Annotated in this window: 10 protein-coding genes; all 10 read right to left on the bottom strand. The window is 60.4% G+C overall.

From position 1 onward, the window contains the following. Positions 1-194: 194 nt before the first annotated feature. Positions 195-1,622 (bottom strand): FAD/NAD(P)-binding protein, encoded by a 1,428-nt coding sequence (locus tag IB245_RS28845; RefSeq protein ID WP_192496357.1) that lies wholly within the window; start codon positions 1,620-1,622, stop codon positions 195-197. A 14-nt stretch (positions 1,623-1,636) separates the two neighbouring features. After that, a complete protein-coding gene (locus tag IB245_RS28840; RefSeq protein WP_192496356.1) occupies positions 1,637-2,404 on the bottom strand; it encodes an ABC transporter ATP-binding protein in 768 nt (255 codons plus the stop codon). Positions 2,405-2,407: 3 nt separating this feature from the next. Then, positions 2,408-3,748, bottom strand: a complete 1,341-nt coding sequence (locus IB245_RS28835; protein WP_192496355.1) for an ABC transporter substrate-binding protein — start codon at positions 3,746-3,748, stop codon at positions 2,408-2,410. A 30-nt stretch (positions 3,749-3,778) separates the two neighbouring features. Further along, positions 3,779-4,828 carry a branched-chain amino acid ABC transporter permease gene (locus IB245_RS28830; protein ID WP_192496354.1) on the bottom strand — a complete coding sequence of 350 codons (1,050 nt, stop codon included), beginning with the start codon at positions 4,826-4,828 and terminating at the stop codon, positions 3,779-3,781. A gap of 4 nt (positions 4,829-4,832) precedes the next feature. After that, positions 4,833-5,714 carry a branched-chain amino acid ABC transporter permease gene (locus IB245_RS28825; protein WP_008029209.1) on the bottom strand — a complete coding sequence of 294 codons (882 nt, stop codon included), beginning with the start codon at positions 5,712-5,714 and terminating at the stop codon, positions 4,833-4,835. Continuing rightward, positions 5,714-6,490 carry an ABC transporter ATP-binding protein gene (locus tag IB245_RS28820; protein WP_192496353.1) on the bottom strand — a complete coding sequence of 259 codons (777 nt, stop codon included), beginning with the start codon at positions 6,488-6,490 and terminating at the stop codon, positions 5,714-5,716. Before IB245_RS28820 ends, IB245_RS28825 begins: the two co-directional genes overlap by 1 nt. Next, positions 6,487-7,392 carry an AMP-binding protein gene (locus IB245_RS28815; protein WP_192417543.1) on the bottom strand — a complete coding sequence of 302 codons (906 nt, stop codon included), beginning with the start codon at positions 7,390-7,392 and terminating at the stop codon, positions 6,487-6,489. Before IB245_RS28815 ends, IB245_RS28820 begins: the two co-directional genes overlap by 4 nt. Before the next feature lie 779 nt (positions 7,393-8,171). Next, the gene (locus IB245_RS28810) at positions 8,172-9,575 is read right to left on the bottom strand and encodes an LLM class flavin-dependent oxidoreductase (protein WP_192496352.1); all 1,404 of its coding nucleotides are present in this window, start codon (positions 9,573-9,575) and stop codon (positions 8,172-8,174) included. A gap of 290 nt (positions 9,576-9,865) precedes the next feature. Beyond that, complete coding sequence (locus IB245_RS28805) at positions 9,866-10,183, bottom strand: hypothetical protein (protein WP_008043188.1); 318 nt, start codon at positions 10,181-10,183, stop codon at positions 9,866-9,868. Between the two features lie 276 nt (positions 10,184-10,459). Then, positions 10,460-10,888, bottom strand: a complete 429-nt coding sequence (locus tag IB245_RS28800) for an acyl-CoA dehydrogenase (protein WP_192496351.1) — start codon at positions 10,886-10,888, stop codon at positions 10,460-10,462. Positions 10,889-10,896 lie beyond the last annotated feature (8 nt).

Here is a 10,896-nt window from a genome sequence, read left to right as displayed (position 1 = left end):
CCGCCCCCGGCCAGGGATGGCCGATGGCGGCGGGCCCACGGAGCAGGACCGGAGCGAGGGCATGGCGAGCATTAGCGAGCCACCGAACGAAAGGGGCAAGAGCCCTTTGGTTACTTTGGGGCTTTTCCAAAGTGACTCGCCGTAAGGGCGAAACCAATACCAGCCATCACAAAAAAAACGGATATACCCCCAACCTACCCCCCAACCAAGCGCAAAGCCAAAGCCTTGGCCTGACTAGCCACGTCAGTCACCGCCGTACTCTCCCACCACATCCCCCGCAACGGCGGCCCCATGGCAAACAGTCGACTCGCAACCTGCCCATCACCACCCAGCACCGCGCCATCAACCGCCGCCGCAATCCCCAGCGCCAACGGCCCCGGCCGCACCAACCCTCGGGCCAACAGTTGCTGCGGCAACGGTCGCGCCACCCGTCGCCAGTCGTACTCGATGCCACTGGAATTGATCAACGCCGCGCCACTGACGACAACCGTTTGCGCTTCACCACGTCGACGAATACAGATACTGACACCGCCCGAAGCCGGCTCCAGCCCTTTGAACGAAGCCGCCTGAATCCGCAACCGCCCTTCCCCGTGCAATCGTGCAACCAACTCGGCACTCAACGGCGGCGACCGGTGATGATGACTTTCCCACCACGGCCGCACATGCCGCACAAACTGCCGACGCTGCCCATCCGTCGCCTGACTCCACAACCGACCGATATGCGCCCGCACCGTATCCAGCGGCGCCTGCCAGTCGATACCCTGTTCAATGGCATCCCGGCAATGCCGACGCAGTTCCCGCACCAACTGTCGCGGCGTACGAATACTGTGATCCTCGGCAAGAAAATCCACCCACGCCGGTGGTTGTCGACGCACGTGCGGCAGCAAGCCATGCCGCGAAAACACTTCGATCGGCCCGCGATGCCCGGCCTGTTCCAGCGACACCACGGCATCGACCATGGTCAGGCCCGAACCGATGATCAACACTGTCGATTGCGGATCCAGCTCACGCATCGCGGCAACATCCCAGGGATCAAGCGCCGCAGCGTTCAAGCCACTTGACTCGGTCTGCGGCGTGCGCGCAGCTGGAAACATCCCGGTCGCCAGCACCGCATAAGCGCCCTGCAACCGCTGGCCGTCACTCAAGCTCAGGCGCACCGAATCATCCAGCGTCTGCAAGTCCACCACCTCGGCCCGCACATGCTCGACCGTCGAGCCATTCAACGCGCCCAGGGCTTGCGCTTCGGCCAACCGTTGCTGCACGTACAACCCGAAAATCCCCCGGGGCGGAAACAGCTCACTGACCGGCACATGCTGCTCATCGGACTCCGGCCAGCCACCGCCGGCGATGTACTCGGTCAGCCATTGCGTCAGGTCGTCGGCGTTGTCCGGGTCGACGCTCATGCGCGCCGCGTTGCCGTTGAGCGTATGGCCCAACTCGACCGCGCTGTAGGCCTCGCCCCGTCCAAGTTCTGCCCGGGGCTCGATCACCAGCAACGAACGTTTACCGGGCAGACGCAACAGCTGCGCCGCCAGCATCGCGCCGCTGAGGCCACCGCCGACGATCAGGATGTCCGCATGGCGGATGGCGTCGGTCGCCTGTCCGCGTTGGGTTTCAGTCATGGCGTTCTCACTGCTCAGTGTTTACCTAAATAAAAGTCATGCAGATCGCCCCGCGCCAACAGCGCCTCGCTGCTGCCGGACAACACCACCCGGCCGGTGTCGAGGACATAGGCCTGTGAAGCGTACTTGAGCGCCACATTAATGTTTTGCTCGGCAATCAGAAAGCTCACCTGCTCGTCGCGATTGAGTTGGGCGACGATCTCGAAAATCTCCTGGACGATAATAGGCGCCAAACCCATGGAAGGTTCATCAAGCAGTACCAAAGTAGGACGCGTCATCAACGCCCGGCCGATGGCGACCATCTGCTGCTCGCCACCGGACGTCAGTCCGGCCTGGGTCTTGCGCTTGGTTTTCAGGCGCGGGAACCAGGTGTAAATCCGCTCCAGGTCCCGGGCCAGGTCCTGGCGGTTCAAGCCGCGCACGAAGCCGCCACTGCGCAAATTGTCTTCGACCGTCAACTGCGGGAACACGTGGCGACCTTCCAGCACGTGCACCATTCCTTGGCGCACCCGCAGACTGGGATCGACACCCGCCGTATCGCGGCCGAGAAACTCGATCGTGCCGCGACTGACCTCCGCCCGCTCGGCCCGCACCAGCCCGGAAATCGCCTTCAGCGTGGTGCTTTTGCCCGCGCCGTTAGCACCCAGCAACGCGACGATGCCGCCCTTGGGCACCGTCAGCGAAACCCCGGCCACGGCCAGGATCGCGCCGTCGTAGATCACCTCGATGTCGTTGACTCGCAACAGGTCGTTGGCGGCAATGTCGCTGGCGGCTTGGCTCATGGTTTATTCATCCCCGGTGCAGGTGCGTGGCGTCAGGCCTTTTTCCTTGGCGAACGCGGCGGATTTTTCATCGATCAACGGCCGCAACAAGGCACGGTCGGCGGCGATCCAGTCGCTGATCAGCGTCCAGTTCGCGCCGTCCCACTGCTGTACCCGCGCCGAACCGCCGCCCTCGTGATCCTTGCAGGACAATTTGAGGTTTTGCATCAGGCCGAAATAACCCATGTCCTTGAGCCGCGCATCGTCGATGTTCAGGTGCTCCAGCCCCCAGCGACCTTCTTCGCCGTTCAACGGACGCTTGCCGAATTTTCCTTGCGCAGTACGGATCGCTTCCACCATGACAGCGGCATTCACCAGCCCGGAGTTGTAGTAGACGCTGCCGAAATTTTTCAGGTCCTTGAGGTCGCTCTTGCCCTTGTCGAGGATGAATTGCTTGAGGCGTTTGTGGATCTCGAAATCAGCGCCTGCGGGGTATGGCGTCAGTGCCAGATAACCCTTGGCGGCGGCGCCTGCGGGCAACACGTCTTCGCTGGAACTGGCCCAGATGTCGCCGACGATGTGGTCCACCGGAAAGCCGAAACGCGCGGCGGTTTTCACGGCGACCGGAGTCGACACGCCCCAGGTGCGCAGGAACACCCAGTCCGGGTTGACCTGGCGAATCTGCCGCCATTGCGCCGATTGCTCGTTACCCGGATCGGCCACCGGAATCTGGATGTTCTCGAAGCCGTATTTCTCCGCCAACAGTTTCAGCGGGCCGAGGGTTTCCCGGCCATAAGCGGAGTCGTGATAGACCGTGGCAATCTTCTTGCCCTTGAGTTTGTCGAAACCGCCCTCGCGCTGAGCGATGTAATTGATCAGGCTCGATGCCTCGCTGTAGAAGGTCAGCATCACCGGGAAGTTGTACGGGAACACCGTGCCGTCGGTGGCTTCGGTACGCCCGTAGCCGAGGGTAATCAGCGGGATCTTGTCGACTTCCGCGCGCTCGCTCAGCGCATAGGCCGCCGGCGCGCCGTTGGGTGAGTAGATCGCCACCGGCGCTCCATCCAGGCCTTTCTTGAAGCGCTCGTAGCACTCGATGCCCTTCTCCGCCGTCCACTCGGTTTCGCATTCCTGCCACACCAGTTTGACGCCGTTGATTCCGCCTTCCACATCGTTGATGTAGTTCAGGTAATCGAGCATCCCGGCCCACACCTGCACGCCGCTGGAGGCGTAGGCGCCGACGCGATAGGTGGCCAACGGGAAGAATTGCTGGTCGGCCGAGGCCTGGACCACCGGCACTGCACTGCTGAAAACGGCCAGCGTCAAAGCGGCGCCGACCAACGAACGTTTCAAGGATGCACGCATGTTGTCTCTCTATCTAATAATGGAAAGGATTCAGAAGCGCAGCGGCCAGTGACTCAGCCGTTCACGAAGGTTGCCCAGCAGGCGGATCAGGCCTTCCGGTTCCTTGATCAGGAACAGGATGATCAGCACGCCGAAGATGATTTTTTGCAGGTTCTGCAACTGCCCGGCGTCCACCGAACCACCAAACAAGGCTTGCCCGGCGTGGCTGAGCAGGATCGGCAACAGGCTGATGAACGCCGCGCCGACGAAGTTGCCGGCGATGCTGCCCATGCCGCCGATAATGATGATGAACAGGATCTGGAACGACCGGTTGATATCGAAACTGCTGGCGCTGGCGGTGCCCAGGTAGGCGAAGGCCCACAGCGCGCCGGCGATGCCGAGGTAGAACGAACTGACGGCGAACGCCAGGTGTTTGTAGCGCACCACCGGAATGCCGATTACCGCTGCGGCAGTGTCCATGTCGCGGATCGCCATCCAGTTGCGGCCGATCTGGCTTTTCACCAGGTTCACCGCCACCCAGGTCAGCAACAGTACGGTGGTCAGGGTCAGCAGATAGCGACCGAGCGGCGTGTTCAGGTCGTGGCCGAACAGCGCGAGTTTCGGTGCGGAAATGGTCCCGGACGAACCGTAGTTGTAGAACCAGGGGAATTTGACGAACAGCCACTCCAGGAAAAACTGCGCCGCCAGCGTGGTGACCATCAGGTAAAAGCCTTTGATCCGCGAGCTCGGCAGGCCGAAAACAAACCCCACCACCGCGCTGATCAGCCCGCCGCCGAGCAGCGCGACGGGCAAGCCAAGCTCAGGCAAGCGCAGCAAAAATCCATACGTGGCAAACGCCCCGACCGCCATGAACCCGGCGGCGCCGACCGAGGTCTGGCCGGTGTATCCGGTGAGCAGATTCAGGCCGAGGCCGGCCAGGGACAGCACCAGAAACGGGATCAGGATTGCGTTCAACCAATAGTCGTTGCCGGTCAGCGGCACGACCACGAAGGCGATCAATAACAGGCCAAGCAGTCCAAACGGGATACGACGCTGGATCAACACCGACGGCGCGGTTTCGCGGGCAAGGGAAATGGTCATGGGTTCAGACTCGCTCGATGGCGCGCTCGCCGAACAGGCCGGCGGGACGGATGTACAGGAAGGCCAAGGCCAGGACATAGGCGAACCACGGGGTGATGCCGCCGCCGATCAGCGGACCGACGTAGACCTCGGCGAGGTTCTCCGCCGCGCCGACAATCAGCCCGCCGACGATGGCCCCGCCAATCGAGGTGAAGCCACCGATGATCAGCACCGGCAACGCTTTGAGCACCACCAGCGACAGCGAAAACTGCACCCCTTGGCGAGCGCCCCAAAGCAGTCCCGCCACCAACCCGACAACCCCAGCCACGGCCCAGACGATCTGCCAGATCCGGTTGAGGTTGATGCCGATCGACAGCGCGGCGGTGGTGTCATCCGCCACCGCCCGCAACGACACGCCGATGCGGGTCTTGTTGAACAGCAACGCCAGCACCGTCACCAGGACGATGGCGGCAGCGGCGGCGATCAGGTCGAACTGGCTGACCATCATCCCGCCGATGAACACCGGCACGTCGTCTATCCCTAAGTCCAGCGCCCGCACTTGCGAGCCCATCAAGCCTTGTGCCAGGCCTTCGATGATGAAGGACAGCCCAAGCGTGGCCATGAACAAGGTGATCTGCGAGCGGTTGACCAGTGGCCGCAGCACCAGCCGTTCGATCAGCAACGCGCCGATGATCATCACCACCACGGTCAGCAACAACGCCAGGGCAAACGGCACGCCCTGATCGTGCAGGCTGACGAAGGTCAGCGCGGCGAACAACAGCATCGCGCCCTGGGCAAAATTGAACACGCCGCTGGCCTTGTAGATCAGCACGAAGCCGATGGCGACCAGCGAATACATGGTCCCGGCGAGCAAGCCGCCGAGCAGGGTTTCGAAGAAGAACGTCATCAGTGCACCACTCCCAGATACGCCGCGATCACTTCGGGATCGGCCTGCACTTCGGCCGGCGTGCCGTCGCCGACCTTGCGCCCGTAATCGAGGACCACGACGTGGTCGGACAGGCCCATGACCACGCTCATATCGTGCTCGATCAACACCACCGTGGTGCCGAGGTCGCGGTTGATGTCGGCGATTAAACGGGCCATTTCCTGTTTCTCTTCGGCGTTCATCCCGGCCATCGGCTCATCCAGCAGCAACAGGCGCGGACCGGCGATCAAGGCACGGCCGAGCTCTACGCGTTTTTGCAGGCCGTAGGACAGATTGCCCACCGGCACATCGCGATGCGCCTGCAGCTCAAGAAATTCGAGAATGCCCTGGGCTTGTTGGCGGAAGGCTTCGGCCTCGCGGCGTGCTCGCGGCAGGTTGAGTGCCTGTTCGATGAAGCTGCTGCGCAAGTGCCGCGACAGGCCGGTGAGGATGTTGTCGATCACGCTCATTTTCTTGAACAACGCGTTGTTCTGGAACGTGCGGCCAATGCCTCGGCGCGCAGCGGTCAACGGGTCGATCCGTTTGAACGGCTGTTGCTCAAAGACAATCGAACCGGCGTCGAAGCGGTACACGCCGTTCAGCACGTTGAGCAGCGAACTCTTGCCCGCGCCGTTGGGGCCGATCAGCGCGCAGATCTCGCCCCGACGCACGTCGAAGGACAGCTCGTTGATCGCTTTCACGCCTTTGAAGGACAGGGAAATGCCGCTGACTTGCAGGATGGAATCGGTCGAAGTCATGCGATGTCCCGTTTGAATTCAGTGAGCCAGGTTGGCGCGGCTTTCACCTCAGGCGTGCGCGTGGCCTGCCAGATGTAATGCAGGTTGTGAAAACCGAGCAGTCGCCGAACGCGATTCTTGATCAGGCGTTGCAGGCCTTTTTCCGGGTGAGCGATGGCCCACTCGCAAAGACGTCGACGCCAGGTGCCTTGCGCGGCGAGGCGACTGTCGATTTCCTCGGCCAGCAGTTGCAGGCGTTCGGCCGACAGCAGCAGCCCCGAAGGCGCCACCTCACGCCGGTCGCGACTGGCACTGCCGGGGCTTTCCGGGAAAGCCAGGGATTGGCCGCTGCTCAGCCATTGCTCAAGCAACACCGTCAGGCCGGCCTGCCATTGCGTGCCCTCTTCGCTCCACAGTTGCGCGTTCTGGCGCCAACGGTTGAGGCGCTGCGGAGTGTCCACCGGGCCAAGCAGCTCGTTGAAGTTCAGCAGCGTTTGGCCCTGATTGAGCCACAGTTGCCGGGTCTGCCGGCCTTGAACGAAGGCGTGCGTCGGCCCGCTGCGCCAGAGGATTTTGTGCAGGGATTCGGGGTCGAGGTTGTCCGGCAGAGTCAGCAACTGCCCGCCGATGTGTTGTGCGGCCAGGGCCAACAGCAACAAATTCGGTTCGAACGCACCGCTGAGGGCCAACCTCGAATCTTCGGTAAAACCTTGCTGGCGCAAGCCGTCGGCCAAACGCTCGACATCGCGCAGGGCATCGATCCAGCGCCAGACAAACCACTGGCCATGGCGCTTGTGACGCAGCGCCGGCTGCAACGGACTGACCTGCGCCCAGTGACGCAATTGCTCCAGCGCCGTGGGCAGCTCGACCCGCCACTCGGCGGTGTCCGCGAGGGGCGGACGTTTGAGTTCATGCACGCTCATGGGTTGACCTCCTGTTCATGGGCAAAAGCGTGCGGTGGTCCGCTGGGCCAAAATCTCTAAAACACCACCATCCCCTGTAGGAGCCGGCTTGCCGGCGATAGCGGCGTGACAGCCAACATCAATGCTGGATGTACTGGCCTCTTCGCGGGCAGGCTCGCTCCCACAGGTTTCGTGTCGCCAGCGATATTTGTGCACGACACAAAACCCTGTAGGAGCCGGCTTGCTGGCGATGGCGGCGTGACAGCCGACATCAATGCTGGATGTACCGGCCCCTTCGCGGGCAAGCCACGCTCCTACAGGTTTCGTGTCGCCAGTGATATTTGTGCATGACACAAAATCCTGTAGGAGCCGGCTTGCTGGCGATGGCGGCGTGACAGCCGACATCAATGCTGGATGTGCCGGCCCCTTCGCGAGCAGGCTCGCTCCCACAGGTTTCGCGTCGCCAGCGATATTTGTGCACGACACAAAACCCTGTAGGAGCCGGCTTGCCGGCGATGGCGGCGTGACAGCCGACATCAATGCTGGATGTACCGGCCCCTTCGCGAGCAGGCTCGCTCCCACAGGTTTCGTGTCGCCAGTGATATTTGTGCATGACACAAAATCCTGTAGGAGCCGGCTTGCTGGCGATGGCGGCGTGACAGCCGACATCAATGCTGGATGTGCTGGCCCCTTCGCGAGCAGGCTCGCTCCCACAGGTTTCGTGTCGCCAGTGATATTTGTGCATGACACAAAACCCTGTAGGAGCCGGCTTGCTGCGGGCGGCGTTCCGACGATGGCGTCTAGGCAGACACCACCTTCCTCTCCTGCTGCCGCAACCCCGCCAAATCCCGATACCCCGCTCCCGGATGTATCTCCGGCAACCGCGCGCCCTCCCCGAACAACTTCTCGCGCAAGGTCCCCGGTGCGTACTCGGTCTTGTAGACCCCACGCTTCTGCAACTCCGGCACCAGCAGTTCCACGGCGTCGATAAAGGTTTCGTGCGTCAGCGCATAGGCCAGGTTGAAGCCGTCCACATCGGTCTCTTCAACCCACTCCTGCAAAAGATCGGCAACCGTCTCGGGGCTGCCGACAAACAGCGGACCAAACCCGCCAATTCCGACCCAGTCCGCCAGTTCATTCGGCGTCCAGACCTTGTTCGGATCGGCCGTGGAGAACGCTTCCACCGCCGATTGAATGGCGTTGGTGTGCACATGCTTGAGCGGTTCATCCGGTTTGAACTGACTGAAATCGATCCCGGTCCAGCCCGAAATCAATGCCATCGCACCTTCGTAGCTAACCCAGGTTTTGTATTCCTCGAATTTGGCTTTGGCCTTGGCGTCGGTCTCGCCGAGAATCACCGTTTGCAGGTTGAAGATCAGGATCTTCGACGGATCACGCCCGGCCTCGGCGGCGCGACGACGGATGTCGGCCACGGTCTTTTTCAGCAGCACTTTCGACGGCGCTGCCACAAACACGCATTCGGCATGTTCAGCGGCGAACTGCTTGCCGCGACTCGATGCCCCGGCCTGGTACAACACGGGCGTGCGTTGCGGTGACGGTTCGCAGAGGTGAATGCCCGGCACCTGGAAGTGTTTGCCGACGTGCTGGATCTCATGGATTTTGCTCGGGTCACTGAAAATCCGACGCTCGCGATCCCGCAGGATCGCGCCCTCTTCCCAACTGCCTTCCCAGAGTTTGTAGCAAACCTCCAGGTACTCTTCGGCGAAGTCGTAGCGGGCGTCGTGTTCAGTCTGGTTTTTCTGCCCGAGGTTCTTCGCGCCACTCTCCAGGTACGAGGTGACGATGTTCCAGCCGGCGCGACCCTTGGTCAGGTGATCGAGGGTCGACAGGCGTCGGGCGAACGGATACGGGTGTTCAAACGACAGCGACGCAGTCAGGCCAAAACCTAGATGTTCGGTGACCAGCGCCATCGGCGGAATCAGTTGCAACGGATCGTTGACCGGCACCTGCGCCGCCTGACGGATCGCCGCATCACCGTTGCCGTTGTAGACGTCGTAGATGCCGAGCACGTCGGCGATGAACAATCCGTCGAACTTGCCGCGCTCGAGAATTTTCGCCAGGTCGGTCCAGTATTCGAGGTCTTTGTACTGCCATGAGCGGTCCCGTGGGTGCGCCCATAAACCGGGCGACTGGTGACCGACGCAGTTCATGTCGAAAGCGTTGAGGCGGATTTCACGAGGCATCAGGCAATACTCCTGAAACCGCGCAGGCGATAGTGCGATTAAAACGGGGAATAGCAGAAGTGGACAACATGACTTTCGGACTCCTGATGGATATGAGAGTCCTAATGCAGGAGTCGCGCCATAATAGATAAGCCACTAAACTTCGACACTTCATGCCGTACGACAAGAAGCAGGAATCCATCTGACAACACAAAATGCTGAACAACTGTTTGCAGAGCAACACCTGCGGTTGAAAGCGCTCGAATCTGCAGGCAGACAAGAGCACTTATTTGCATATCAACTATTAATAATCAAGAACCAGGGTTTGCAACTGTAACGGCAGTCGACTTATGCCGCTCACTGCCGTCTGCATTTTCCAGATCATATCTAAACGCTACAGTTTTTTGGCCCTTTAGCTTTTCGTGGTTCTTTTCAATTGTAAAATTTGCTTGCCCGCCATCTTTTTTCACTTCGTGTGTACCTAACGAAAAATAATTAAGTTCCCCTGGCTTAAACCAGCCATGGACAAGCTGACCTTTTTTCGCATTTTTATTAGTCGACGGAGGAGTAGAAATTTCAAAATTAAACTTCGTTACTTCCACCTTTGGAGCATCCAGTTCGTTTGACATTTCGCACTTCCCTTTAAAAATCAAATATAACTTTCGGATTGGCTCGGATTTCGACACCCAATCTGGGTTAGTGCATGCACTTGCACTGACTTATATATAAAACCGGTAATGCGAGGGCGTCTACTGTCAGAAATAACAGGTCAACATGCGTTTCAGACGAGTGGTAACGGAGGTTTAACTGGCCGCGTCGAGCACGAATTCGGCTACGACAAAGCCTGTCATTGCGACAGGCTTGGAGTTGTTATCGAAAAACTTTTTTATTTGTCCGGAAGCTACCTAAGAAAACTTCGCCGGATGAATGCCATTCAGTCGAAAATTGCCAATAAGGTGAAGCTTCCAGCGCAACGGGTCCTGCAGAGATCCAGCCAACACAGTGCGCTGCCCAGTCAGTTCGAATTCAGCATCGCTGACCGCGCTCAGCGCCTCTGCACTGGCAAGGTGAGACTCGGCAATGGCGACGCTGACCTCAGTGGCGTCTTCATGGCTATTCAAGAATTCTTCCGCACGTTCGAGCAGCGCGGCGGCAACTTCGATGCGGATGTGCACATCGCCGAAACGGCTGATGACAAACGGATCGTCCGTGGTTTTGCTCTGCTGACGAACGAAGCGCAGGGTCGCATCGAGCAAACTGCGGGCGTTGTGCAAATCGTGCTGACTCTTGGCCAGGGGTTGCCCGGCAGCAATCGGTTGGGTCAAGGCATTCATGGTGGACT

It is taken from the genome of Pseudomonas sp. PDM02 (assembly GCF_014852285.1).
Classification (GTDB): Bacteria; Pseudomonadota; Gammaproteobacteria; order Pseudomonadales; family Pseudomonadaceae; genus Aquipseudomonas; species Aquipseudomonas migulae.
Note: the sequence above shows the minus strand (reverse complement) of the source record. Positions and strands in the feature narration are given on the sequence as shown.

Excerpts from the sequence above, each read along its gene's own strand:
- IB245_RS28845 (WP_192496357.1), bottom strand. The coding sequence starts at position 1,622 with ATGACTGAAACCCAACGCGGACAGGCGACCGACGCCATCCGCCATGCG.
- IB245_RS28840 (WP_192496356.1), bottom strand. The coding sequence starts at position 2,404 with ATGAGCCAAGCCGCCAGCGACATTGCCGCCAACGACCTGTTGCGAGTC.
- IB245_RS28835 (WP_192496355.1), bottom strand. The coding sequence starts at position 3,748 with ATGCGTGCATCCTTGAAACGTTCGTTGGTCGGCGCCGCTTTGACGCTG.
- IB245_RS28830 (WP_192496354.1), bottom strand. The coding sequence starts at position 4,828 with ATGACCATTTCCCTTGCCCGCGAAACCGCGCCGTCGGTGTTGATCCAG.
- IB245_RS28825 (WP_008029209.1), bottom strand. The coding sequence starts at position 5,714 with ATGACGTTCTTCTTCGAAACCCTGCTCGGCGGCTTGCTCGCCGGGACC.
- IB245_RS28820 (WP_192496353.1), bottom strand. The coding sequence starts at position 6,490 with ATGACTTCGACCGATTCCATCCTGCAAGTCAGCGGCATTTCCCTGTCC.
- IB245_RS28815 (WP_192417543.1), bottom strand. The coding sequence starts at position 7,392 with ATGAGCGTGCATGAACTCAAACGTCCGCCCCTCGCGGACACCGCCGAG.
- IB245_RS28810 (WP_192496352.1), bottom strand. The coding sequence starts at position 9,575 with ATGCCTCGTGAAATCCGCCTCAACGCTTTCGACATGAACTGCGTCGGT.
- IB245_RS28805 (WP_008043188.1), bottom strand. The coding sequence starts at position 10,183 with ATGTCAAACGAACTGGATGCTCCAAAGGTGGAAGTAACGAAGTTTAAT.
- IB245_RS28800 (WP_192496351.1), bottom strand. The coding sequence starts at position 10,888 with ATGAATGCCTTGACCCAACCGATTGCTGCCGGGCAACCCCTGGCCAAG.